The sequence below is a fragment of the Undibacterium sp. SXout20W genome (assembly GCF_049340285.1).
Taxonomy (GTDB): domain Bacteria; phylum Pseudomonadota; class Gammaproteobacteria; order Burkholderiales; family Burkholderiaceae_D; genus Undibacterium.
On record NZ_JBMPPH010000030.1, the window covers coordinates 1 to 26,359 of the forward strand.

At 47.3% G+C, this 26,359-nt stretch carries 21 protein-coding genes and 2 pseudogenes; 7 read left to right on the plus strand and 16 right to left on the minus strand.

Features of this window, described 5'->3' with window-relative positions; all coding sequences use genetic code 11:
* Positions 1 to 120, plus strand: a pseudogene (locus ACO0K1_RS14320) (IS30 family transposase); the annotation flags it as partial.
* Positions 121 to 1,076: 956 nt separating this feature from the next.
* On the opposite strand, the gene ACO0K1_RS14325 reads toward ACO0K1_RS14320, so the two are convergent.
* The 10 genes and pseudogenes from ACO0K1_RS14325 to dctP form a co-directional block, all read right to left on the minus strand.
* Positions 1,077 to 2,021, minus strand: a complete 945-nt coding sequence (locus tag ACO0K1_RS14325; protein ID WP_423026870.1) for an ACP S-malonyltransferase — start codon at positions 2,019 to 2,021, stop codon at positions 1,077 to 1,079.
* Positions 2,014 to 2,988: a triphosphoribosyl-dephospho-CoA synthase MdcB gene (mdcB, locus tag ACO0K1_RS14330; protein WP_423026872.1), complete on the minus strand. Its 975-nt coding sequence runs from the start codon at positions 2,986 to 2,988 to the stop codon at positions 2,014 to 2,016. The genes ACO0K1_RS14325 and mdcB overlap by 8 nt, the downstream gene beginning before the upstream one ends.
* Positions 2,989 to 2,992: 4 nt before the next feature.
* On the minus strand, positions 2,993 to 3,703 hold the full coding sequence (mdcG, locus tag ACO0K1_RS14335) for a malonate decarboxylase holo-[acyl-carrier-protein] synthase (protein ID WP_423026874.1): 711 nt from the start codon (positions 3,701 to 3,703) through the stop codon (positions 2,993 to 2,995).
* A gap of 57 nt (positions 3,704 to 3,760) precedes the next feature.
* Positions 3,761 to 4,453: a biotin-independent malonate decarboxylase subunit gamma gene (gene mdcE / locus ACO0K1_RS14340; protein ID WP_423026945.1), complete on the minus strand. Its 693-nt coding sequence runs from the start codon at positions 4,451 to 4,453 to the stop codon at positions 3,761 to 3,763.
* A 105-nt stretch (positions 4,454 to 4,558) separates the two neighbouring features.
* A pseudogene (locus ACO0K1_RS14345) lies at positions 4,559 to 5,419 on the minus strand (biotin-independent malonate decarboxylase subunit beta); the annotation flags it as partial.
* The gene (gene mdcC / locus ACO0K1_RS14350; RefSeq protein ID WP_423026876.1) at positions 5,416 to 5,730 is read right to left on the minus strand and encodes a malonate decarboxylase acyl carrier protein; all 315 of its coding nucleotides are present in this window, start codon (positions 5,728 to 5,730) and stop codon (positions 5,416 to 5,418) included. The gene mdcC and the pseudogene ACO0K1_RS14345, both read right to left, overlap by 4 nt.
* Before the next feature lie 8 nt (positions 5,731 to 5,738).
* Entirely contained in the window at positions 5,739 to 7,403 is a 1,665-nt protein-coding gene (gene mdcA / locus ACO0K1_RS14355; RefSeq protein ID WP_423026878.1) for a malonate decarboxylase subunit alpha, read from the minus strand.
* Entirely contained in the window at positions 7,403 to 8,752 is a 1,350-nt protein-coding gene (locus ACO0K1_RS14360; protein WP_423026880.1) for a TRAP transporter large permease, read from the minus strand. Before ACO0K1_RS14360 ends, mdcA begins: the two co-directional genes overlap by 1 nt.
* Positions 8,749 to 9,312 carry a TRAP transporter small permease gene (locus tag ACO0K1_RS14365; protein ID WP_423026882.1) on the minus strand — a complete coding sequence of 188 codons (564 nt, stop codon included), beginning with the start codon at positions 9,310 to 9,312 and terminating at the stop codon, positions 8,749 to 8,751. The genes ACO0K1_RS14360 and ACO0K1_RS14365 overlap by 4 nt, the downstream gene beginning before the upstream one ends.
* Complete coding sequence (dctP, locus tag ACO0K1_RS14370) at positions 9,309 to 10,370, minus strand: TRAP transporter substrate-binding protein DctP (protein ID WP_423026884.1); 1,062 nt, start codon at positions 10,368 to 10,370, stop codon at positions 9,309 to 9,311. Before dctP ends, ACO0K1_RS14365 begins: the two co-directional genes overlap by 4 nt.
* A gap of 272 nt (positions 10,371 to 10,642) precedes the next feature.
* Between dctP and ACO0K1_RS14375 the strand changes: the two genes are divergently transcribed.
* On the plus strand, positions 10,643 to 11,302 hold the full coding sequence (locus tag ACO0K1_RS14375) for a GntR family transcriptional regulator (protein WP_423026886.1): 660 nt from the start codon (positions 10,643 to 10,645) through the stop codon (positions 11,300 to 11,302).
* 122 nt (positions 11,303 to 11,424) lie between these two features.
* Here ACO0K1_RS14375 and ACO0K1_RS14380 read toward each other — a convergent pair whose 3' ends face one another.
* Positions 11,425 to 12,210 carry a sulfite exporter TauE/SafE family protein gene (locus ACO0K1_RS14380; protein WP_423026947.1) on the minus strand — a complete coding sequence of 262 codons (786 nt, stop codon included), beginning with the start codon at positions 12,208 to 12,210 and terminating at the stop codon, positions 11,425 to 11,427.
* Between the two features lie 244 nt (positions 12,211 to 12,454).
* Between ACO0K1_RS14380 and ACO0K1_RS14385 the strand changes: the two genes are divergently transcribed.
* Positions 12,455 to 13,327 carry an MBL fold metallo-hydrolase gene (locus tag ACO0K1_RS14385; RefSeq protein ID WP_423026888.1) on the plus strand — a complete coding sequence of 291 codons (873 nt, stop codon included), beginning with the start codon at positions 12,455 to 12,457 and terminating at the stop codon, positions 13,325 to 13,327.
* Between the two features lie 63 nt (positions 13,328 to 13,390).
* Here ACO0K1_RS14385 and ACO0K1_RS14390 read toward each other — a convergent pair whose 3' ends face one another.
* Together ACO0K1_RS14390 and ACO0K1_RS14395 are read right to left on the minus strand one after the other, a co-directional pair.
* Positions 13,391 to 17,041, minus strand: a complete 3,651-nt coding sequence (locus tag ACO0K1_RS14390; RefSeq protein ID WP_423026890.1) for a sensor domain-containing phosphodiesterase — start codon at positions 17,039 to 17,041, stop codon at positions 13,391 to 13,393.
* 29 nt (positions 17,042 to 17,070) lie between these two features.
* Positions 17,071 to 18,369 (minus strand): hemolysin family protein, encoded by a 1,299-nt coding sequence (locus tag ACO0K1_RS14395; protein WP_423026892.1) that lies wholly within the window; start codon positions 18,367 to 18,369, stop codon positions 17,071 to 17,073.
* 493 nt (positions 18,370 to 18,862) lie between these two features.
* Between ACO0K1_RS14395 and ACO0K1_RS14400 the strand changes: the two genes are divergently transcribed.
* The 3 genes from ACO0K1_RS14400 (at position 18,863) to ACO0K1_RS14410 (ending at position 23,137) form a co-directional block, all read left to right on the plus strand.
* Positions 18,863 to 20,866, plus strand: a complete 2,004-nt coding sequence (locus tag ACO0K1_RS14400) for a site-specific recombinase (RefSeq protein ID WP_423026894.1) — start codon at positions 18,863 to 18,865, stop codon at positions 20,864 to 20,866.
* A gap of 188 nt (positions 20,867 to 21,054) precedes the next feature.
* Positions 21,055 to 21,678 carry a YitT family protein gene (locus tag ACO0K1_RS14405; protein ID WP_423026896.1) on the plus strand — a complete coding sequence of 208 codons (624 nt, stop codon included), beginning with the start codon at positions 21,055 to 21,057 and terminating at the stop codon, positions 21,676 to 21,678.
* A gap of 334 nt (positions 21,679 to 22,012) precedes the next feature.
* Positions 22,013 to 23,137, plus strand: coding sequence for a beta-ketoacyl-ACP synthase III (locus ACO0K1_RS14410; protein WP_423026898.1), 1,125 nt, complete (start codon positions 22,013 to 22,015; stop codon positions 23,135 to 23,137).
* A gap of 80 nt (positions 23,138 to 23,217) precedes the next feature.
* Here the strand turns inward: ACO0K1_RS14410 and ACO0K1_RS14415 are convergent, their stop codons facing one another.
* A complete protein-coding gene (locus ACO0K1_RS14415; protein ID WP_423026900.1) occupies positions 23,218 to 23,739 on the minus strand; it encodes a TlpA family protein disulfide reductase in 522 nt (173 codons plus the stop codon).
* Positions 23,740 to 23,847: 108 nt separating this feature from the next.
* A complete protein-coding gene (locus ACO0K1_RS14420) occupies positions 23,848 to 24,294 on the minus strand; it encodes an Lrp/AsnC family transcriptional regulator (RefSeq protein ID WP_423026902.1) in 447 nt (148 codons plus the stop codon).
* Positions 24,295 to 24,427: 133 nt separating this feature from the next.
* Here ACO0K1_RS14420 and lysA point away from each other — a divergent pair, with 133 nt between their 5' ends.
* On the plus strand, positions 24,428 to 25,675 hold the full coding sequence (gene lysA / locus ACO0K1_RS14425; RefSeq protein WP_423026904.1) for a diaminopimelate decarboxylase: 1,248 nt from the start codon (positions 24,428 to 24,430) through the stop codon (positions 25,673 to 25,675).
* Between the two features lie 145 nt (positions 25,676 to 25,820).
* Here the strand turns inward: lysA and sodC are convergent, their stop codons facing one another.
* On the minus strand, positions 25,821 to 26,339 hold the full coding sequence (gene sodC, locus ACO0K1_RS14430) for a superoxide dismutase [Cu-Zn] SodC (protein ID WP_423026905.1): 519 nt from the start codon (positions 26,337 to 26,339) through the stop codon (positions 25,821 to 25,823).
* Between the last annotated feature and the right edge of the window lie 20 nt (positions 26,340 to 26,359).

The following is a 26,359-nucleotide window of genomic DNA, read 5'->3' on the forward strand; positions in this document are numbered from 1 at the left end:
ATTACACAACAGGAGATTGATCACGCCATGAATAGACTGAATAATCGACCAAGAAAAAGATTAGGATACCTTACACCCAATCAGGTATTCTTCAAAAATACGCTTGCACTTCAAAATTGAACTCGCGCATCAATTTTGTTGCGTTAAATCGAGCCAGCAATTGGACCGATAATAGGGAAGTGAGACAATAAGGTGCACAGAGCACGAGGAACAAATAGAAACTTCCCCAAATTCTGCTTTCACTATCAATTGCTATGAGAGTAAACAACACGCCGCATTCCATAAAGAATGCAATTGATGTGCTGCACGCTTGTGCAGTAAGGAAAGCGCAAGAAATTCTATTTTTTTGACTAATCATATAACTCAACTGGGGTATTTCTTAAATCCATAAATACTTTCGTAGCATCTAAGAGACCGATGAGAAGAGATATAGACGGTAACCTCGATAAAACGTCACTGAGAAACTTCAACTTATGGCAGTTTTTTGATCACCTACTCTTCGGTCATGTGGTCAGAGGACCAAGAAAATTAGAATAATGGTGGGTACAATTTCATTTTTCACTCCTTTAGATTAGTTTAAAAAGTGTCAATCGATTAGACGTATTGAGACTAACACGTGAATCATTTGGAATACTTGCACAGTTACAAACGTTTACACGTCAATGTAAAGCCATAATCTCAAGAAGCCAGATATTTTGAAGGGCATGAGGCAATACGCGACATGCCTTTATTGTTGCCAATATTTGCTGGTGACTCTAGTGAGTTATACGAAAATCAGACGCAAATTAGACGCAGACCAACTTTTCTGGCCAACCAGAAACTGTGCGCCGTAATGCCTTTAACCGAATGTTATTGCGCGGGTATCTGACACCACAATGAGCCTGAGATATTGTGTGTTCGCAACTCGTCATGAGTTAGCGTGGAGCTTAGAAACCCAACAATTCCTATGCGGCAAGCGCAGGTCCTAAAATATAATTAATTGAGTAATTGATTGACGAGTCGTTCACCCTTAACCGTATCGAGCTATCGAGCCATCTGCTACCCTGACAATCACCAGCACGATGAACCAAATGCCGCTAATCTGCCTGCATTTGTCGGTTCACCCATTCTGCCGCCGCTGAGCGACTACGAAAATCCGCCACGGAGCGGCAAGCGATATGCGGATGACGGGCTTGCAGCATACGCGACAAAGCGGCGCCCGGCCCCAACTCAAGTACTACGTTGATCCCGGCTTCATGATACGCATCCATGCATTCGTGCCACCGTATCGTCTGCGTCATCTGCGCAAGTAAACTCTGTTTGCTGCTCACGCTATCAAGCATTTTCATCGCATTGATACCGGCAATTACCGGTACTTCGGGCGCTTGCCACGCGAGCTGATCTAAGGCGGCACTCAATGACGGGATGGCAGCCGTCATCAACGGCGTATGAGAAGCAATATGCACTGGCAGAACGGAGAGGTGTAGTTGTCCCGATGGATGACTGCGCAAGGCTTGTTCAGCGCGGTCTACATCTGACCGCAGGCCTGCAATAATCGCATTGGTCTCACCGGTAATGATGGCAAGATCTAGTCGATGCTCCAAACAACATCGCTGCAAAGCATCCAGCCGCAGCCCAGTGACTGCGAGCATGCCTTGCGCACGAGCAGGATCAATGCAGGCTTGCATAGCCTGTGCCCGGCAACGCGCAAGCGTCACCGCTTGTTCAGCACTGATCTCACCACTGATGGCATGCGCAGCGACTTCACCAATGCTATAGCCTGCAATCAGTTCTGGCTTGGGCAAATGCGAATGTAATGCCAGCCAGTTTGCCAAAGTCGCTGCTGTAATCAAGGGTTGCGCAAACTGGTTATCGAACATCAAATCCGGGGCGTTCAGAAGTTCCTGTAAAGGCCGCCCAAAGCCCTGTTGCATCTCGATCTGATCAATGAACGTGGTCGCCGTTTCATCATTTCTTGCGAATGAAAACAGGTGCTCGTTTTGGCCACCCTGGCCTGGACAAAGCAAGGCAAATTTACGCATGGGAGAGGTGCAAGCTCGTATCTTGAAGCTGATAGATAAACCAGGTCGCGGCCAATAAATCGGCAGCGCCACCTGGCGACAGCCGACGTTCAACAAATTGTTGATGACACGTTTCCGCCTGCGCCAGCCAATCAGCTTGCGCCGTGCCACCAGCGGTTAAAAATTGCGCTGCCGCTTGCTGTGAAAATTCAGCTGCCGCAATACCGCCGCGATAATATAAATTGGTATCATGCATCTGTGCCATCAAAGCAAACAGACTATCAATTTTTGCTTCCGTCTGTGAACGACCTTGTGCCAGACTGAGCAGCAAGCGTGGTAAAGCTAACTCAAAGACAGACGGAAAACCCAACGCCGCCTCTTCTCGGGCACCGCTCACGGCATAGTGTTGCGCTACCTGCAGGCCATGGCTGATTCCCTTGTCTGATGCAAGCCGATCTGCCGCATCCAATAAGACCGAACTATGCGTATGCAGAGCGTCACCCCAAACGTTGATTAATACCAGACGAACATTGTGTGAACTCAACGGCAAATCCTGTGCGAGACAGCGCCCTACCGCCGCACATAACATTCCTATGCAAAAAATTGCCCCACGATGTGTATTGATACCATTCGTCGCTCGCAACATCCGTTTCTCAGCATCGATACCACTCTGTTTCAGCACCTGAAAATCTGCGTCATTGACACCCGCTAACACCATGTGGCGAAAGTAATGGCGCAAAGAAAAAAGACTACGCAAAAAGGTCATTGCGTTCATGTCGGTATGGCTGCCATTGTCTCGTAGCGAAACCAGACCTGGCTTGGGATACAACACAAGTTCCGCATATAAACTGCGTACCGCCAATTTGGCAATCAGACGTGCCGCGACGTCAGTATTTTTTTGAGGTGCTGTTACAACCCGCTTTGTCGTACGGACACTTGATCGCTGTCGGTCGACATGATGAGAATCAGAAGAAATAATGGTCGCCATATAATCAGACCACCGCTAAACTTTGCATGAGTTCGAGCTTAGTGACCAACCTGACCTGTTGGTTATCCTTCACCAGCAAACGCTGATTATTGCTCGGCTCGGGTACCGAGTCAGACAACAGCCACTCTTTCCACGCCACTGCTTGTCCTTGCGGAAAAATCACTTCACCATCCAATGGAATTTGCCCCTGATATTGGCGCAGTAACGTCAATCCGTATAGTAAATGCTGCTGGGTTTGCGGGCGAAATAAGACATCGATATCCGACGTTTCGTTGACATAACTTTGACCCGTCAAAAATTGGAATACCAGCGAACCATACACGCGCCAGCGTACGCCAACCGCACTACCTTCAGAATTAAAAGTACGCAAGGTCGCTTGCCAATCTGGCGCAACAAATGGGATCACGGTTGCGAGTGACAAGCTCGGTTGGTGTTCGAGTATATCTTGCACCTTTACTTTTGCTGCTACTCGCGGCTTACGTCCATTCACCGGCACCAAGGCAAAACCAATGCAGACCTCGTCATCGGCTGCATCGGCATCGCGACGACGCACCACGGCTGGCCATTCTTCTTGTTGCCAACGATGTAAAGACTGAATCAACAAACTAGTTGACTCATCAGGCACACGCGCCATTTGTTGCGCGAACACGCTCGCCCAAGCCTGATGCGAAAGCCACACTAAATCATGTCGCTGAAAGTGTTCTACCTGATCCAATTTGACACTGCCTTCATCTCGCCAACCCTATTACGATAATTACGATAATTACGATAATTACGATATAGTCTCCGATAATACGGCATCTACTACCCTTTGTGCCATACAACGTCCTCCGCGTGTTGCGCCGGTGGCAATACGTTGGTCGATAGGATTCGCGTCAGCAAAAGCCGATTCCAGATGGGCTGCCAAATTGCCTTCCCAAATCGCCTGCACGCCGCCCATACGTTCGAAATTGCGGGGTCCTGGTGCAAATACGGGATTATCTTTTGCCAATTCCATGAGCCGTTCATCTGCAACCTTGGTAATTCTGGCCATCGCAGGCAAGCCCATCACCCGTATGGTTGCCTCTGGAAGTGCGTAACAAGCATCCGCCATCATTCCGCTGGTGATAAACCCACCGGATAAGGCCTGATCATAAACCAAAGCGATAATTTTATGCCCCGATTGTCGTGCCAATTCCAGACATTTCCCAAGATGCGCCATATAGCTATTAATACCCAGCATCTCGTCGCGATGGCGCAAGCGTTGACCCTGCGTATCAACCATCAACAGAATCGGGCGTTGCGGAAATTCATGGATCGTTTTCAGTACCGCCTGTGCCTGCTTCAAAGCAATTTCAACACCGATCGGAGTATGTCCGGTCGTACCGATAATACTGGTCACAACACCATTAACCTGTGCCGTACCACATAAAAAATCCTGTGATTCCGTGATCTGATGACCGGTTGGGAAAAGCTGGTCTGCAATACCTTTCCATGCTGTTTGATGATTTTTCTCAACCGCATCGTGGACTAAATTTTCAACCGACACAGCAGCCGCCAACGCTTTCAATTGCGTGCTGACCAATTGCCGGAAAGCTGGTGCATCGAGCATGGCAATTTTTTCGGGTTCGCTAATCCCCAATTTTTTCCATATTTCCATTGGTTCACGGTATTCCCCGCAGTCAGCGATACGTTGCATCAGCATCTGCTGTTCATGCTGCATCCCCACCAAATCTAACGCAGCAGAGCGCGCATTGACGCCAGCAAACAAGTCTATTGCTTGTATCGCTGCGGCCTTAAATTCAGCCACATCGTCAGCAATCAACATCTGACAATCGCCCATCAGATAACGATGTTTGCCGCCAGTCGTACGCCAGACTAAGGCGCGGTCTTTGGAGTCAAATTCTTCAACCCCGTTCGCCGTCTCAATGACTTCAGGCCCCGACATGGCTAGTCGTGCCTCTTCGGACATAATGACCAGATTGGCGCAGCGGGCGACAATGCCCATACCACCAAAACAGCCATTACTACCGCCATTCAAGACGATCACCGGAATACCTGCCGCACGCACTGAAAACACAGCGCGCATCACTTCTGACACGGCAATCAGGCCCGCATTTGCTTCGTGCAAGCGCACGCCACCCGATTCGGCCAGCAATATGACAGCCGCGGGCTTTTCTATCACTGCGCGGCGCATCAGGCCAACCAGCTTAGCGCCGTGTACTTCACCAACGGCACCGCCCATAAATCCGCCTTCCTGGGCGGCGGCGAAGACGCGTTGCCCAGCCAACTGACCAACACCAATGATCACGCCGTCATCAAACGAAACGGCAGCATTGAGTTGCGGTAAATGTGGACTGGTCCATTGTTTTGCAGGCGGCAATAATTCCGAATAATTCTCGATAACGGCATGTATTCGTTGGCGTGCTGTCGCTTCAATATAACTATTCATTTTGTAGATTCCAGACTCGCTTCAATGGCCTGATCCAGACGCAAGCTCACAACGGCTGGTGTCGCGCCCATATCATTAATCGCTATCCTGACGTCGGCCAATTGCCAACGCGCCTGAAAATCGTTCATCACCGCTTCCCAAATCGCACCAAAGCCGATCGCAGCGGTATTAATTTCGATTTCACACGCGGATTGCAAATCGGCGTGATTCACTAACACCTCCAGATTGCCGGAGCTGACAACGCCCACTAATTGCGCATGGTTTTGCAATTTGCGGCGCCCATTTTCAAATCGGAATACCAATGTTTCCATACCTGCCCTCACCAGTTTCTGAAGCGTTTCGGTGGCTGATACAAGCCTTCAGAGGCACGTACCAAATCTTTCATATTTTTTGCAGCGAGCAAATCACGGGTCGCGAGACGCTTGTCTATGCCCAGATCTTCAGGGCGTTTGATAATACCTCGATCACGTAGATTCTCAACCATGCGGTGGTCTCTACCCAAACCGACTGCCGTATACCCTGCCACACCGCGGATGGCTTGTTCACGCTCTTCATCGGTACGGCATAATAAGAGATTGGCGATGCCTTCTTCCGTGAGAATATGACTGACGTCCTCGCCATAAATCATGACCGGCGGCAATTCCATTTTTGCTTGTTCTGCCAATTGCCACGCATCTAAATTTTCGACGAACGCTGGCTGCATGTGTTCACGGAAAGTCTCGACCATCTGCACAACTAATTTTTGTCCCCGTGGCATGGCGTATTTACCATCACGCGCTTCACGTCCTGCTTTCAACCAGGCGGGACTGGCATGACGACGACCACGGGCATCTGCGCCCATATTTGGTGCGCCACCAAATCCGGCGATACGCCCCAGGGTCGCCGTCGATGAATTTCCCTGTAAGTCGATTTGTAGCGTCGAGCCAATAAACATATCACAGGCATAATGCCCTGCTGCCTGGCTCATGGCGCGATTACTACGCATCGAACCATCGGCACCGACAAAGAAGACGTCTGAGCGGGCACGAATATAATCCTCCATGCCGAGCTCTGAACCAAAAGAATGTACCGACGTGACAAAACCTGCTTCAATTGCAGGAATGAGCGCGGGATGGGGATTCAATGCCCAGTGACTCGCAATCTTGCCTTTTAATCCTAGCGACGCCGCATAGGTTGGCAGCAACAATTCAATCGCTGCAGTATCAAATCCTATGCCATGATTTAAGCGCTTCACTTCATATTCTGCGTAAATACCTTTGATCGCCATCATCGCCATCAAAATTTGTATTTCTGAAATGAGCGCAGGATCACGTGTAAACAATGGCTCAATATAATGCGGCGTCGGTGCTTTCACTACAAAATCAACCCAATCTGCCGGAATATCAATACGCGGTAATACGTCGACGATCTCATTGACCTGCGCAATCACAATGCCTGACTTAAAAGCAGTTGCTTCGACAATCGGTGGTGTGTCTTCGGTATTGGGGCCGGTGTACAAATTGCCATGCCGATCCGCCGCTTGTGCCGCGACCAGTGCCACGCGCGGCGTTAAGTCAACGAAATAACGCGCATACAATTCCAGATACGTATGAATAGCACCGATATTGAGCTTTCCGGCAGAGACCAGTTTCGCCAGACGCCCTGATTGGGGGCCTGAAAAAGAAAAATCAAGTTTGGAAGCAATCCCTTTTTCAAACACGTCCAAATGTTCCGGTAAGGCCAATACCGACTGCAACATATGCAAACCATGGACGCGCTGAGGATCAAGTTGCGTCATCGCCTTGGCCAAAAAATCTGCCTGTTTTTGGTTGTTTCCTTCAATACAAACCCGATCCCCCACTTCCAGCACGGCATGCAGCAAGTCTTTGATGCGCTGCTGCGGAAAGAGTTTGCCTTGTAAATCACTTCCTAAAGCATCTGCCACACGCGCTAAACGTTGTTGGCGATTGCTTTGTAAAGTGTTCCAGCGACCTGTCGCGGTCATTATTTCACTCCCATTAAACTATCCGGAAATGCTGTCGCAATTTGCGGAAACACGCATAACAAAATCACGGCAAACAACATCAAACCCAGAAATGGTAAAACACCCCAGATGATTTCTTTCAAAGAAATGTCCGGTGCGATATTTTTAATCACAAAAATATTTAATCCTACGGGCGGGTGAATCAGACCCATTTCCATCACAATCGTCATGACGACGCCAAACCAGATCAGATCGAAACCGGCTTCTTTGAGTGGTGGCAAGATGATCGGGCACATCATTAATATGATTGATACTGGCGGCAAGAAAAAACCAAACACAATCACCATCGCCAAAATCACCATCAGTAGCAGCCACTTACTGAGATGCAGTGCGACGACCCATTGTGCGGCTGACTGACTAATATTGAGGTAACTCATGACATACGAATACAGCAACGACATACCGATAATAAAGAGCAGCATCGTTGATTCTTTAATCGTCGCTGAGATAAACGGTGCAATCTGACGTGGCCGCCAGACACCATACACAATCGCAATCAATCCCATCGCTAACAACGCGCCAAGACCCGCTGTTTCTGAAGGTGTCGCGTAACCACCATACAACGCGACCATGACACCGATCAGCAAGATCACGAAAGGTAGTACACGTGGCAGCATCTCAACTTTTTGCTTTAGCGTAAAATGTTCTTTTTCAAGATACGCCGATTGGACGCCGTCTTTTTGATACGCATCATAGGCAGCAGCATATTCCTTGCGTGCGCGAAACACCGCATAGCCCGCGAATAAAATCACTAACAATACGCCTGGCCCCACGCCCGCCAAGAACAACCGTCCCAAAGATTGTTCGGCCGCAACTGCATACAAAATCATGGTGATCGAAGGTGGCAGCAAAATGCCCAACGTGCCACCAGCGGCAATAATCCCCGCGGCGAAACCAGGAGAATAGCCGCGACGACGCATTTCAGGAATGCCTGCCGAGCCAATCGCGGAGCAAGTTGCAGGTGACGAACCAGCCATCGCGGCAAACATCGCACAAGCAAAGACGTTAGCAATTCCCAAGCCACCGGGCACTTTATGCAACCAAGCGTGAATTGCCGAATACAAATCCTTACCAGCAGAAGATTTCCCGATCGCCGCCCCCTTCAAAATAAATAAGGGAATCGACAGCAACGTAATCGACGCCATTTCTTCATAGACATTTTGAGTGATGGTATCGAGTGAGGCAGGTGGCATAAAGAAGTACATAAAAGCACTGGCGACCACGCCCAACGCAAATGCAATCGGCATCCCTGAAAACATGACGATCAAGGTAACAACGCCGTACAACACACCTAAACTTAATGGACTCATGGCGTCTCCGTCTTTGCTGTTTTATTCAGTAAGGCGCTTGCCACTTGCAGAATAATTTGAATCGATAATAAAGTCATTCCGCACGCCATCATTGAATATGGAATCCAAAGTGGCGGGGCAAATGTGGACGAGGTCGTTTGTCCCTCTGTCCATGCTTCATGAAACAGGGTCCATGACTTCCATGCAAAAAAACTACAAAATGCGGCGCTGATGACATCCACCATGATCAGCCGGAACGCGTTGATTTTGGCTGGCAACATGGAGGACAGGACTTCAATACCAATATGACCGCGATACGACTGCACATAGGCGGCTGAAAAAAAGCTAATGCCAATGAGCATGAAGACACACGCCTCATCTTGCCAGTCCGTTGGTACTTTAAAAAGATAACGACTGACGACAGAATAGGTCAGTATTAAGGTGGTTAAAAACATGCCCACCATCGATATGTTGACAATCTGCCGGTTAATAAAATTCATCGCGATCACCAGCATACGCAAGAATTTTTGTTCCGGCAGCGCGGGCAATTGAGCCGTCACGGGTTCGAAGCCGTGGCTCATAGTAATTTCTCCGCCAGCTTAATTAGTTTTGCGCAACTTTCATTGCGGTCAGCAAAATCTTTCCAGGCGGTAGCTCTTGCGATTGTTTGCCATTTTTTGACCGTCGCAGCGTTGAGATCGACAACTTTTGCGCCTTTCTTTTCGTAGACTGAGGCAACGGTGATGTCATCTTGTTTCGCTGCTTTGGTCGCGATTGCTTCCATGTCTGCACCGACGCTCAAGATGATATTTTGTTGCTCTTTGGTGAGTTTATCGAAATTCGCTTTCGACATCATTAATGGCTCTAGCATGTACCAGTAACTTTGACCACGTCCGCTGGTGAGGAATTTAGAAACCTCTTCTAAGCGGAATGAAATCAAAGACGTGGACGACGTCATCGCGGCTTCCATCGCGCCCGTTTGCATGGCGGCGTAGATTTCATTGGATGGTAAAGAAACCACGGCGGCGCCAGCAGCTTTCAAGACCAGATCGACTTCGCGCGAACCACCACGAATTTTCATACCTTTAACATCATCTGGATCAAGTACCGCCTTCGTGCGTGACGCGACGCCACCAGCCTGCCAGATCCAACTTACGATGACGATGCCTTTTTCCAGCAAAATGCGGCTTAATTCCTTACCTACTTCGGCATTTTTCCATGCCGCGCCAACTTCGTACGAAGGTACTAGTCCTGGCATGAGACCAATATTCACCTCTGGAACCTCGCCCCCCGCATACGATAAAGGAACGAGCGATAAGTCCAATGCGCCTTTGCGCATGGCAGAGAATTGCGCGTTGGTTTTCATCAACGATGAACCGGGATAGATTTCAAATTTCAGGCTGCCGTTGCTGCGTTTCTCTACTTCGGCTGCAAATTGACGGCAGATGCGATCGCGAAAATCGCCAGTATCAATCGTGCCACCAGGAAATTGATGCGAAATTTTTAAAATTTGATTTTGAGCCCACACCGAACCCGGCATCAACGCCGCCAGCGGTGCAAGGCTGAGGGCTTGCAATACAGTTCTTCTGCTATTTTTTTGAGGTGTGGCTTTGCCGGATGGGCGGGTCGGTTTAAACATGTTGTCTCCTAAGTTTAAGATCGTAAAACTTAAATCGGGAGCTGTTCAATGACGCTCCTCTGCTTATATGGGATGAGTTGCCTCGCAGTTTCTCAGCACAATCTACGCTTGCAGTCACAAAAAGCCGACTAAAAGCTGAAATCGGTGCTGAGTTGCTTTTATATTTATACACTTCCAATTGTTCTTGTATACAAGATCGTTTATTTTGCATCCAAAGTCAACAATAATATATACTGCTTCACATTAATATACAGTCGTCCAGGAATCACAGAATGAAAAATCGCTCTACGAGCTTGCGTGAAGAAATCGAAGAAATGATCGCCGTTGGACAATTACAACCCGGCCATCATTTAGACGAAACCGAGCTTGCCACCCAATTTGGCGTTTCGCGCACCCCCATCCGCGAGGCACTCATTCAGCTGGCGTCGATGGGGATCATTGATATGCGACCAAGGCGTGGGGCACAAGTTGCCACAGTCAGCCCACAGCAATTAGTCGAAATGTTTGAAGTAATGGCTGAATTTGAAGCCATGTGCGGACGAATGGCGGCACGACGTATGAGCAAATCGGAAATGTCAGACTTAGAAGCCGCCCATCTAGCCTGCAAAGCGGCAAGTAATACCGACGATACAGATGATTACTTTTATCAGAATGAAGTGTTTCACAAATTGATTTACCAGGGCAGTCACAACGAATTTTTATCAACGCAGGCCATGAATCTGCATCGGCGTTTGCGCCCCTATCGGCGTTTGCAATTGAGAGTACGTGACCGGGTAAAAATGTCGTTTCACGAACACGATCAGGTCGTCGCAGCAATTTTAGCGGGAGACGGTGAGCAAGCCGCCCAACTACTTCGCGGCCATATCATTATTCAGGGTGAGCGTTTTGCTGATCTGATCGCTTCCATGAACAAGTTGAAAGCTGCACATTGAATGACGCAATCAATCGCGCTACGAATGGCGCGACGAATGGCGCGACGAATGTATCAAAGAATGCAGCAGGTATGTACTCACTTTCATTGCTCGTCACTAACGATCGCATTTGTCGTTGAGAATTAAGCCGCGATGCGATAAATCATGCTGGCGGCCACCGCAAGTAATAGCGAGATAAAAACCATTTGCACGGCGGCTGGAGGCAAATAACTGGCTATTTTCCGTGCGGCTACCGTTCCTGCTACTGTGGTCGCCACGAAAATGGCAGAAAAGACCAAGGGCAAGCTGGCGCCGTTGATGACTGCCATGCTAACGCCCATCGTGCCAACTAATGAGATCACAAATAGAGATGTCGCAATGGCACCGTGCATACTGATATTGGTGAAATGGCGCAGCATAGGAACAATAATAAAACCACCACCCACACCCAACAAACCAGAGCTTAAACCAGCAACGCTACCTATACTGGCAATGACAGTAATAGACTTACTTGTCCAATCAAACCGCCCTGTCACGGCATTCACCTGCGCCATGCACTGCTTCTCATCCTGATCAGACGCACGGATGCGTAACTGCCAGTAAAGACGCAACGCGACCAACAAAAGCACCCCGGCAAAACAAGCCATTAACCAACGTTGTGATAAATGCTGCGCTAATCGGACCCCAAGCCAGGTCGGAAAACTTCCCGCCAAGGCCATTAACATCGCAGCCCGATAACGCACCAAATTTTTACTAAAGCCCTCGATTGCACCTATCATCGCACCCACTGTGACTGCTAGCAAAGCGACAGGCATCGCTTGTTGCATGCTCCATCCTTGGCTATAAACCAAAGCTGGCACGGCCAAAATACCGCCGCCAGCGCCTGTCAGGCCCATAACCAGACCTACCAAGGTTCCTGCCAGCATCATTAAAATGAGTGCAAATGACAACACTTTCGCCCCTTATACAAAAATCACATAAGCTTATTCACTTAATGCATAATGATACTCGTAATTTGTCTTTTGAGATCATCCTTGCAGTCATCCTTGCAGTCATCCTTGCAGTCATCCTTGTAGTCATCCTTGTAGTCATCCTTGTAGTCATCCTTATAGGCAAGTTTGCTACTATGCTTTTAAAGAAGCGATTACATTTCTATTTTATTATCATTTTAATATGAATCCACGCATTCAAAGTCTGTTTGACCCATTGACCAGTACGGCGACACACATTGTGTACGACGAGGAAGGTGGTCATGCCGCAGTGATTGATCCGGTACTAGACTACGACCCAAAATCAGGTAGAACGCATACCCATAGTGCCGACCAAATACTAGAATTTCTAAAAGAAAAACGCCTGTCCTTAGAATGGATTTTAGAAACCCATGCACACGCGGATCACCTGACCGCCGCCCATTATTTACGCCAACAGATGGGTGGAAAAATTGCGATTGGTGAACATATCGATCAAGTACAAGCGGTATTCAAAAAACTGTTTCATCTGGAAGCTGAATTTGCGACCGATGGTTCGCAATTCGATCATCTATTTAAAGACAATGAAATTTTCGCAATTGGAAAATTAACGGCAAAAGCCATTTCTTTACCGGGTCATACTCCGGCCGACATGGCTTATCAAATCACGGATGACGTCGCCGATGCCATATTTATCGGTGACACCATGTTTATGCCAGATGTTGGTACGGCACGCTGTGATTTTCCAGGCGGTGATGCGCACCAGCTTTTCACCTCTATACAAAAATTACTTGCATTGCCCACAAACACCCGATTATTTTTGTGCCATGACTATCCGCCGGACGGGCGCGCCCCTCTCTTACTGACCACGGTAGGCGAGCAAAAAGCGAAAAATATTCACGTTCATGATGGCATTACAGAAGATGGATTTGTCACGATGCGGTCAAAACGCGATGCTGGCTTGGATATGCCGGTACTGTTACTCCCAGCGATACAAGTCAATATTCGTGCCGGACAGTTTCCGCGCGCTGAAGATAATGGTGTGACATATTTAAAAATTCCAGTCAATCAACTCTAAGCGTGGACTTTATAGTTTGAATCAGAATTTTTCAGACACTGCTGGCGACGAACGTTATAAGAATCACGCCAGCACTTGCTGCCTTGCATTCATAAATTGTTCAAACTCTGGCGCTGGCAATGGACGAGAAAAGTAATACCCTTGTACTTCAACGCAACCTTGTTGGCGTAAAAATTCCAGTTGCTCGGCCGTTTCAACACCTTCAGCAATCGTCCTTAAACCCAGACTTTTCGCCATGCCGATCACCGCGCTGACAATCGCTTTATCCTCTGGATCAGTGTGAATATCACGTACAAAGCTACGATCAATTTTCAATTTATATACTTTGAATTTTTTCAAATAACTCAGCGAAGAATAACCAGTACCAAAGTCATCAATAGACATGCGAACGCCACGTTCATAGAGCGTGTTCATAATGCTTATCGCGCCTTCTGGATCATGCGTGGCGACACTTTCAGTGAGCTCCAATTCAAGATACTTGGCATCGATGTTCGCCTCTATCAATATTCTGTTAATCGTATTCGGCAAATCTCCATGCCGGAATTGAACTGCCGATAAATTGACCGCCATACGCAAATCATCAAAACCTAGTTCATGCCACGCTTTCAGTTGCCGCATAGCGGTGCGTATCACCCATTCGCCAATAGGTAAGATCTGCCCGGTTTCTTCTGCCACAGGAATAAATTCATTCGGAGAAATACTGCCTAACTCAGGATGATTCCAACGTAACAAGGCTTCGATACCAATCACTCCACCATTCTCGATAGCTACTTGCGGCTGATAATGCAACGAGAGTTGATCGCGTTCCAATGCATAGCGCAATGCATTCACCAACTCGAGATGCCGTGCTGAGCGCGCTTGCATTTCTGGCGTGAAAAAGCGATAGGTATTACGACCCTCGCGTTTCGCACGATACATCGCTGCATCGGCATTTTTGGAGAGTGTTTCTAAATCAGTGCCATCAGCAGGAAATACTGCAATACCCATCGACGTCGTAATGTTGAGCTCAATTTCACCAATGCGATAAATCTGTTTAATCAGTTGCATGAGTTTCTGCACCACTACCTCGGTACCATTGGCATCAATGCCAGGCAACAACAACACAAATTCATCGCCGCCAAGACGCGCGATGGTATCCTCGGCCCGGAGCCGGCCCACCATACGTTTGGATAATTCCACTAATAAAGCATCACCAAAACTATGCCCCAAAGAATCATTGATATCTTTGAAATGATCAATATCAAAAAATACAACAGATATTGGTTCTTTAGATCGGGCTGAGCGACCCAACGCGAAGCGCGCCCGCTCTTCAAGTAAAGTCCGGTTAGCAACGCCCGTCAAAGCATCAAAATGGGCCAGATACTGGATGCGTTCTTCATTGCGTTTTTTCTCTGTAATATCTTCCTGAACAAATAGAAAATGGCTTATCTCTCCAAGCTCATCCCTGATCGGCGAAACCTGGATAAAATCGGTATGTTCGATATTTGAACGATCAAAATGTTTGAGTTCGGCGTGCCAACTCTTACCGTCTCGCAAACACCTCAACATTGCTTTATAGCTAGACCGTGAAGATTGATTTGACTGATGCAAGTCTGGCCGTTTACCCATCACTTCTTCAAGGGTTTTATCGCTGCTTTTTAAGAATGCGGCATTCACATACTCAATCTGAACCCGATGATTGGTAATAATAATAGCGTTAGAACTCTGCTCAACGGCCTGCGATAATTTACGTAAAGTTCCTTCTGACTTCTTACGCTCAATCGCGATTGAAATAAAGTGTGCGGCCATTTCCAGTAATTGAATTTGGAATGGCTGCGGCGTAGCCGGATTTTTATGATAAACAGCAAACGCACCTAAAATTGTCGAGCCTGACGAAAAAATGGGTTCTGACCAACAGGCACGCAATCCTGCTTGTTCAGTGAGTGCTGTATAAGGCGCCCAGAAAGGATGTGTCGACAAGTCTTCCGCGATCGTTCGATCCCCGGTAGCAATGGCATTTCCGCATGAGCCGACGCCTGGAGCGATTTCAAGCCCATCAATCGCCTGACAATAAAAATCTGGTAAATGCGGTGCTGCCCCCAATTGCAAATGGCGACCATTTTCGCTCACCAGCATAATCGAACATATGCTGCCGGGCATAATCAATTCTAATTTAAGGACAACATCACGCAATATCTCTGACAGCGACGAAGAACTAGTAATTTTTTCCAACATGTAGCTACGCAACGCATCGGCGCGTCGAGAATGATCGCGCGACTCTTCTAACTCGAATCGTGTCAACGCATGACTGACATCCAACGTCATTTCTAAGAGTAATTGACGTGAAGCATCATCAAAGGCATTCACCTGATCTAAAAATAAATTAAAGGTGCCAATCGCTTTGCCGTTTTTATGTAAAGGCAAAATCGCCATCGATTGCCAGCCGTAATTAGCACTGTATTCAAACCAGTGATAATCAACAATATCATTCAAAAAGTCCTGACACCACATCGGACTATCATTCATCAAAACAGTCGAAATCGGTCCTAACTGGCCATTACGATCTGGCTGTCTGGAAATTTTCAGTCCTTCCAGATATTCCTGGCCGTTGGCACCATAGAAGGCTGTCGGTGTAATTTCCAGTGTCTCTTCATTCACAAGCGCTATCCAAGCCATTCTCATGCCGCCATAGACGACAGCGTTCTGACAGATCTTCTCAAATAAATCTTGTTCAGAATGACTACGAACGATTGCCTGGTTACATTGGCTGAGGGCGTTATATAAACCCGTCAGACGCCGGTTTTTTTCGTTTATTTCGTAGTGTTTTAGTTCGGCCTTTGCTAATTTACTTTGTGTCAGCGCGATTGAGGCCTTAATGTTTCCTTCTTGATCGGCAGTAACTTCAATCGCCTGGCCAAAGTTTCCGCTCCCCAAATTTGCCAGCAAAGCATAAATGTCTTCCAGGGGCGCGCCAAGAGTCTCAGCAAGCGCGCGTCGGGCACGCCATAATAAACCGAGAAAAACCAGGCAAAAAAAGATAAAACAAATTCTTAAACGCGTGTTCCGCATCTGTGAGTCGGCAAGGGCATCGGCGGTGCGTTTATTCATTAATCGGTGCACTTCATCGATCGCGTGCATAATCGCTACCTTTGAGTGTTGGTAAGCAGCGTCATACAGAATATGTCTGGAGAAATCCCGCTCTTTAGAATGCTCCTCAGACACGGCATACAGATACATCGCATTACGCTCTGTAGCAGTTAACTCGTCGGAATCATTTTTTGCCTCGGCCAATTTTGAAAATTCTTCGTCGTTAAAACCAGATTGACGCATTAAATCGAGCAACGCTATAGCGACACCACCTTGGTATTGCGTGACAGCAGTACTGATTTCCTTTGAATTCAAATTTGACGAAAGATCCCAATAATTGATTTTATTTTTTACTGGTCGCGGCCGCTTACCATCGCGGATATCGAGAATTTGCTGATAATAAACTTGGTACCGAATATCACCTGTGGCCACGTAACTACGTGCCATATTGGTCAGGTCATCGGAAGATTGTCGTAACTCCTCAGAGAGAATATACGACTCAATCCGTTGTTCGGTCGCAAGATCCAGCTCTTTCTCCGAACGTAGATATAAAACTAGGACGATAGAGAACGATAGCATCGCAACGAGCAGCCACCAAAAACTACGCGTGTAAGCGGACAAGCTACGATGTGCAGGTTTAAGCTTCACTTAAAACCTCCTCTATGTCACCACAAATGTCAGAGCTTCTTTGGATATATGCGAACCAGAATGATGCGTGGACCGTTCATTTTTTTTACGACAGCGTCAAAATGTTCAAATTCGATTTTTTGCCCTTCGACGGGTAAATCACCCAGTTTTTGCATGATCAGACCACCGATCGACTCGACTTCGTCACTATCGAGATCAAAACCTAATGCCATGCCCAAGGTATATAACGGCAAACTGCCTTTACCAATCAAGGTACCATCATCGAGCAGTGTCCAGTCATTTTCATTTTGACGGAATTCATCTCTGATTTGTCCTACTAGAGCACTCAACAAATTGTCCAAGGTCAAAAAACCGACCGGCTTACTGCCTTTATGGCCAACGATCGCAAAGTGAGGTGCACCTTTTCTAAAGCGGCGAAACAATTCCAGTGCTGGCATCGTCGGAGGAACGTACTCGACCTGTCGTAAATGCTTACTCAAATCATCCAGGTTTTTGCCCGCCTGTTGCGCAAGAAATAAGTCTTTCAAGTGCAACATGCCCAATACGGTTTTTTCGTCGTCATCAAAATACGGATAGCGACTAAAGCGATTGCGTGCTGCCGTACTCATATTTTCTTCGAGCGTCATGCCCTTATACATCGCTGCGACTTCGTTAATCGGACGCATCAGGTCAGAAATCTCTAAACCACCAAAATCAAGCACCTGCGCCATGATGCTCCACTCATCGCGGGTCTCTTTGCTCCCGCCATGGCTACCACGCAAAATTAGCTTCAGTTCTTCCGGTGAATAATGACTATCGCTGCCATGTGCGACGTCGAGACCTATCCACTTCAACACCTTGTTAGAACTGGTATTAAGAAACCAGATTGCTGGATACATCGCCCAATAAAAAGCATACAACGCTGGTGCAGTCCATAGTGATACGCGTTCTGGCATACGAATTGCCATCGATTTCGGCGCTAATTCGCCGACCACGATATGTAAAAACGAGATCACAAAGAAAGCAAAGAAAAACGAAACACCGTGAATGATGTCAACGGATGTGATCCGAAACAGATCAAATAATGGCAGTAACAACCTGGCAAAAGCTGGCTCGCCGATCCATCCCAATCCCAATGAAGCAAGGGTAATGCCTAACTGGCACGCCGACAGGTAAGTATCAAGATGCTGATGCACTTTGACCAACAATCTACCCCGCAGGCCCGAACTTTTACCAATGCTGCGGACGCGCGTCTGGCGTATTTTTACCAGACCAAATTCAGCCGCTACAAAAAAACCGTTTAATAGCACCAATAAAAGAGCGGCTACCACCAAAAAAAAGTTATTCAACGCAAAACCCTAGTAACAAACATCACAACACTTTAGACTAAATTACATCATCACGCTCATAATTGGGTCGATTTACATCAAATCAAAGAACGTTTTTCGCGTTTTTAGGGTCATATGGACTCAATATGATTCAATAGGATTATGGAGGATGTTTTTGGTAAATGTGTCCCCATATACCGAAAATACAACTACCAGAATAAAGAAACGACCAACGCCAATGGCATTGATATCGGTTCTTGCATGCAATTAAAGCTTAGATCGGCGTTTGTAAGGATTTTTATAATAAAAAGATAATTTATTTCTTCACTATGTGCTACTCGTTTGTTGTTTAATTTTTTTTTATTTTTTTGTTTATTCTTTTGTTTATTTTTTTGTTTATTTATCATCTAATTCTTATAAATTCTTATTTGGTGCCTACAGGCGCTAAATCCCCCCTGCAAGTTGCCAATGACAGAACCAGATTGACCTTGCGCGAGGTTTGAAGGGAGAAAAATTGTCTTTAGATAAGATTTTGACTGAGATTCATCTCAGTGTATCAACGACACCAACTTACAACGATATTCGTTACGCGCGCGCATTGATTGCCCTGATACGTCCGCAGGAAGCAAGCGATGGGCAGCGTGCGACTGATAATCTGCGCGCGCTATGTTATGTCCTACGGCAAAATCCATCATGGCGCGCCAGCTTGCGCCAATACCTGATCCAGATGATCACAAGCCGCAAACTGGTGCATTTACTGACCGATACGGGCATTACCTTGACCAGTGGCTTTTGGGGGGCTGGTGCGCAGCGCTTGTTCAGCAAATTCTTACCGCCATTGGTGAACGACGACTACGTCAAAGACATTTTTGGACAATTATTTGATCGTCCTACTGACTACTTATGGGTCAATGCGGTTGCCGATGATATCTGGTGTGACCTCATCCACTGCATTGGCTTTCGTGCAAAACGAGCTCTGCATACCTACGCCGTTATTGCAAACGAAATCCTCAATGCGATCCAAGTCTTATCCTATCGAATTACAAATATAGGATTAGAAGCAGAATTAGTGCGCAACTATCCCGACATCGAAAAATTCGAGTCCCCATTTTTACGCCAAAACGATGGCATCAATGAATATGTTCTGCGTTATCGTGAGTGGCTAATCGATCATCACATAGCGCGCGATGATGCCAAGCAGATCGAAGTATTGCTTGAACAATGCGAAGAAATTGCCAGCCGCATACGTCGCAATGCCGCCGTTTCCGGGGTATCGGTCAGTTTAACCCGGCTATTGCTCCGTCTTGATCAAAGTATGGCTCGCTTACAGACTTTATTAAACTTACTCGACAGCCGCGCAACGCGAGATAGTATTCAAATTGGCACGGGATTATTTAAGGAATTAGTCACCGCGGACAATAAGCGTCACAGCCTGCGGGAGTTAATGCAAAGCAATACGGAACTGCTCTCGTTGCAAGTCACTGAGCGCGCTGGTCGAAGCGGTGAACACTATGTCGCTAACACCCGCCCGGAATGGTTCGCCATGTTGTATTCCGCCTTAGGCGCGGGATTCATTGTCGGCTTCATGGCCATGATTAAAATTTTGTTTGGCACGATTGCATTAGCACCATTTGGTTATGCCCTGCTATATAGCGCCAATTATTCATTTGGCTTTATGTTGGTGCACGTTTTGCATTTTACGATTGCGACCAAACAGCCAGCGATGACGGCTGCCTTGATCGCCAAGGCAATCGATGAAGGCAAACAAAAGCTCGATGAATTAGTCGAACTGATTGTAAGAGTGTTGCGTTCACAATTTATCGCCATTGTGGGCAATATCGGATTGGCAATGCCGACCGCCTTTGCCATTGCATGGGCGTGGCACGGTATCTGCGGTGAGCATCTGGTCAGTCCTGAAAAGGCACAACATTTGTTGCATGATCTGGATCCATTTGGCAGTCTGGCCTTACCGCATGCGGCGATTGCGGGAGTCTGCTTGTTTTTGTCAGGATTAATTTCAGGCTATTACGATAACAAGGCGAGTTATTCTCACATCCCTGCCCGGCTAAGACAACTGACATGGCTACGCAAGATTCTTGGCGAGCAACGTTTATTCAAAATGACGGACTACATAGGTAACAATTTGGGTGCCCTGGCCGGTAATTTCTTTTTTGGCATCATGCTTGGCTCAATCGGACAGTTAGGCAAATTCTTTGGTCTGCCTATCGATATTCGCCATATCACGTTCTCCAGCGCTAACTTTGCTTTTGCTTTGGCTGGCATGGACAATCACATGAGTTGGCAGCTCGCAACTTATTCAATATTTGGGATTATCCTGATTGGTCTGGTCAACCTGACCGTCAGCTTTAGCCTGGCGATGTTGGTCGCGTTACGTTCGCGGCGCGTGAGTTTTGGTCACGGTGGAAACTTGCTACGCTTACTGATGCGACGATTTTTTTCAGGCACCAGAGATTTCTTTTTACCAGCGAAGCCTGACCAACAATCACCTGACATTTAGACTTTTCTCAGATAAAAATTTGTTCAACAATGCCTTTTGAGAATAGGCTTAATGTAAGACGTAGTGAATGGCTTGACGCAAGTCAAGCCAGCTCTCGGGAAATGCTTTCAGCGAAATGACAAGCGTACAATCAGCGATTCTCCAATGATTGCCTGACGCCCAATATGACGATGACGAAGCCCAAGTCTATGCCCGCCCTGTCTAAACGTTTTGTGCCACACAGCATGATCGAAGATATATTGGCCATTATCACTGGCACTCTGTTTGTATCACTCGGTGTCGCTTTGTTCAATCAGGCGGGTCTACTGACCGGGGGCACCGCTGGTCTGGCATTTTTACTCCACTACCGCACAGGAATGCCTTTCGGGCTGATATTTTTTCTGATCAATTTGCCATTTTATTGGCTGGCGTGGAAGCGTATGGGCTGGAAATTTACGCTAAAAACGTTTTGCTCCGTCGCATTGGTATCGGTGCTTTCCGGTTTCCATTCTCATTTCTTGCAACTTATTAACGTCACGTTGTGGACACCGTTTTACATTGCCCTGATTGGCGGTCTATTGATGGGAGTCGGTTTTGTGGTGCTATTTCGCCATCAGGCTAGTCTAGGCGGCATTAATATTCTGGCATTGTATCTGCAACAGACCCGCGGCATTCGTGCCGGGAAACTCCAAATGGGACTAGATATAGGTATCGTTTTAGCATCACTGGCGGTCGTCACACCGATGGCTCTGGTCGCTTCCATACTCGGCGCATTTGCCTTGAACCTGGCAATCAGCCTGAATCATCGGCCAGGGCGTTACATCTCTGCGTAATTTTATGCAAATCGATCAGAGCGGTGTTTTACCTACTTTTGCCCACTTTTCAGGGCTGCCTCAACGTCGCTCAGAAAAGGAATGTGCAACGCAGCATGAGCGGTGTTGAGGCAGCCCTGTGGAATAAGCACTCTATTTCTGCAAAATTAGCCCGATTTAACGACCAATTTTGTGTAAAATCGAGCGACAAGGTCGCGCATTTTGCGAGCCTTCGCACCCAATAATAACTGACAACACACTAACATTACGGCACGACGCCACTGCTTTTTCCAGATGCTGCAGACGGCGTCTACAAATTGCACTAGCCCCGCGCCCAACACCAGAAAGTAAAACGATGAACAATGTAGTCATCAGCGGCACCGGCCTGTTCACTCCTTCCGAATCGATTTCTAACGAAGAACTCATTGCTTGTTTCAACGGTTACGTCCAGCAATTTAATGCAGAAAATGCCAACGCAATTGCGGCGGGTGAAGTAACTGCATTGGAAGAATCCAGCGTAGCGTTTATCGAAAAAGCGTCTGGTATTAAATCCCGGTATGTGATGAACAAAGACGGTGTGCTGGATATTAATCGCATGGTGCCGCGTATTCCGGAACGTAGTGATGACGAACCGTCAATAATGTGCGACATGGCGGTTGCTGCTGCAAAACAAGCATTGGAACGCGCCGGACGTACGGCAGCTGACGTCGATGCGGTGATCTGCGCGGCAAGTAATATGCAACGCGGTTATCCGGCGATGGCCGTCGAGATTCAAAATGCACTGGGAATTAATGGCTATGGCTACGATATTAATGTTGCCTGCTCTTCTGCAACGTTCGGTATTCAGGCGGCTGTCACTGCGATCCAAAGCGGTCAGGCGCGTGCCGTATTGGTGGTCAATCCTGAAATCACCAGCGGCCACTTAAACTGGCGCGATCGTGATAGCCATTTTATTTTTGGTGATGCTTGTACCGCAATTTTGATTGAACGCGCTGATCTCGCTACCTCGGCACATCAATTTGAAATTGTTGGCATGAAACTGAAGACGCAGTTTTCAAACAACATTCGTAATAACTTTGGCTTCTTGAATCGTGCCGATGAATCTGGCATTGGCAAACCAGACAAATTATTCCGTCAACAAGGGCGTAAAGTTTTCAAAGAAGTCTGTCCAATGGCCGCTGAGATGATTACCAGCACGGTAACGAATGCCTCACTGGCTGTGAACGATGTACGCCGTTTCTGGTTGCATCAGGCTAACTTGAATATGAACTTGCTGATCGCTCGTTTGATCCTGGGTCGTGACGCGACTACGGAAGAATCACCGACCATTCTCGATACCTACGCTAATACATCCTCCGCAGGTTCCATCATCGCATTTCACAAACATCAGGACGATCTTGCACCTGGCGCTATTGGTGTGATTTGTTCGTTTGGTGCGGGCTATTCCATTGGTTGCGTGGTCGTCAAAAAACTAAACTAAGCTGTTGCAAGTACTCCAAAACTGCGTAACAAAAAACGCCTTAAATCTGATGGTCTAAGGCGTTTTTTGTCTCAATTCACTTATGCTTTGAGTGCTTTTTCGAGCAATCCATGCAACTCATCAAACGAAGGCTCACCAAGATAGCGTTTTAAAATATTGCCTTGCTTGTCAATCACAAAAGTCGTTGGGGTCATTCTTACTTCGCCAAAGGCTTTTGCTAACTGACCGTCGACATCGAGTGCCACCTGAAAAGGTAGTTGGCGGGTTTCGACATAATTTAAAACATAGTTAGCTGGGTCGTCGCGCATTGCGACAGCAACGTATTCCAAGCCTTGGGCATGATATTGGTTATAGGTAGAGACCATCTTAGGCATCTCTGCAACACAAGTTGCACATGACGTCGCCCAAAAATTCACCATCACCACTTTTCCGCGCAAACTTTGCGCGCTGATTTTTTCGCCCTTCAGATTCGTGAAAGTCACATCAGGAATCGTCGTTTTAGCGGATAACGACTGAAAAAACAAAATACCCAATACGATCAACGCAGCAGCGGCGATGATGGCGAATAATCGAAATTTGTGCGGGGATGACGGTTCTAGCATGATTTCTTTCTGGCAAGAATAAGGTAAGGCTGATGCACTTTAATTGCCTCGTATTATAGAAGTTCAAGCAAAGCTTTGCTTGCGTCGTCGCAAACTTGACTGCCAATATCAGGTCTGCGGTGCGGTGATAGTTTTGCCAGCCACATGCGTGGTCAGGACAATGGCCGTTGATGTCGAACCAAAGGCATTTAATTCGTTAATGATACGTTGTAAATGTTCGACATCAGTGGCCAATACTCGCATGACGGCACCATCTTCGCCGGTCACAGTGTAGCAATCGATAATTTCCGGACAATTTGCCACATACTGCGCGTACGGCCGGCCCTGTTGGGTCGACAGACGTATCATTGCCGTGATCTGGTAGCCTAACGCTTTGGGGTTGATATCAGCGCGATAAGCACGAATTACCTCGGCCGCTTCCAGTCGCTTGATGCGTTCAGACACGGCGGGCTGGCTTAAATGAACCTGACGACCAATTTCTGCATGCGACATGCGGGCATCTTGTTGCAATAATTGCAGGATTTTTTGGTCAAATTGATCAATCTTGGGATTCATAAGGTTTTATCGTCATTTTCAATTGAATTCCATCATTCGCATCTGAATTGCTTATGAATCAGTATTCATTTGCGTGAAACTGCTTGTTAAAGTAGAGCTTACACTAAACTCTACTGGCTAGACGAAAATCATCATGGCAACCCATATCACCAAATCCCAGATCGCCGCGATTGCGCAAGAATATCAAACGCCTTGCTGGGCGTATGACGCTAGCATTATTCGTCAGCAAATCGGCCTGTTAAAACAATTTGATGTGATTCGTTTTGCACAAAAAGCTTCCAGCAACATTCATTTATTGCGTCTGATGCGCGTAGAAGGCGTGATGGTGGATTCAGTTTCACTGGGGGAGGTCGAACGTGCATTGATGGCAGGCTTTACACCAACGCACGACGCTGATCAGACGCATGCACAAATCGTGTTCACTGCCGATCTGCTGGATCGCCATGCATTGAAACGGGTAGTTGAGCTCAATATTCCGGTCAACTGCGGCTCACCAGACATGTTAAAACAATTGGGTGAAGCGCATCCCGGGCATCCGGTATGGTTACGCATCAATCCAGGCTTTGGTCATGGTCATAGCCGCAAAACCAATACCGGCGGCGAACAAAGCAAGCACGGCATCTGGTTTGAAGAATTACCAGAAGCCTATAAATTAATTGAACAATACGGTCTGCAACTCGTGGGCTTGCATATGCACATTGGTTCCGGCGTTGATTATGATCATTTGCAAAGTGTCTGTGATGCCATGATCAACCAGGTCAAACTGGCTGGACGTGATTTGCAAGCAATCTCTATCGGTGGTGGTTTGTCGATCCCGTATCGTGAGGGCGAAGCCATTGTCGATACGGCGCATTACTTCCAGATCTGGGATAAAGCACGTAAAGAAATCGAAACACTTCTGGGTCACAAAATCAGTATGGAAATCGAACCCGGGCGTTTTCTGGTGGCGCAATCTGGCATCTTGATTTCTGAATTACGCGCACAAAAGCAAAGCGGGAATAACTTTTTTGCGTTGGTCGACGCTGGCTTTAATGACCTCGCCCGTCCCGCCATGTATGGCAGCTTCCACCGCATTAGCGCTCACGCTCCAGATGGTGCGCCGCGCACTAATGACTTACGCGCCAGCGTGGTTGCCGGACCTTTGTGCGAATCGGGAGACGTGTTTACGCAAGAAGAAGGCGGCGTGTTGACGTCGCAGGATTTGCCAGCATGTGAGGTCGGAGATTTGTTTGTTTTCCATGATACCGGCGCGTACGGCGCCAGCATGTCATCAAATTACAATTCACGTCCGTTGATTCCGGAAGTGTTGGTTGATGGCGACCAGATCAAACAGATTCGCCGTCGACAAACGATACAAGAATTGATTGCACTAGAACTATAAGGATCACAATCAAATTCAATATCAATATCAATATCAATATCAAGTACGCCCAACCATAAAAATAAGGGCACAAAAAAGCCTGATACCGACATGCATCGGCATCAGGCTTTTTAAATTTTTCAGACTCGGTGTTGCGTCGGCTTTATCAGGAAACGACGCCGCAAATCATACGCATACCGCCACCACCTAAAGGCGCTGGATGATCACTGTGGTTGTCACCCCCGGCATGGACCATCATTGCATGACCGACTAAGTCCGCCGCTTTCAGGCGTGGCGCCAGAACGGGGTAAGTTGCTTTACCGTCTGCCGTCACAAACAAGGCAGGCAAATCACCTTTATGACCTTTACCATAAGGCCCCAGATGTTCATTGGTTTTTTCTGGGTCCCAGTGACCACCGGCCGCCAATGCTGGCGTCGCAACACCATTATTCAAGCCAGGTGCGCAGGATGGATTGGCATGCACATGAAAACCATGCACGCCGGCAGGTAATCCACTCAGATCCGGCGTGATCAATAAACCATATGCGGTATCTTCCAAAGTGACTTTACCAGCCGGGCCAACAGCGCCATTTGCATCAACAAATTGCAATTCCACAGTTTGTGCTTGTGCCAGACCAGCCAATAGTGCGCTCGCCAATACGCATAATTTCAGTGAAGATGACATGCTTACTCCTGCTAAAGAAA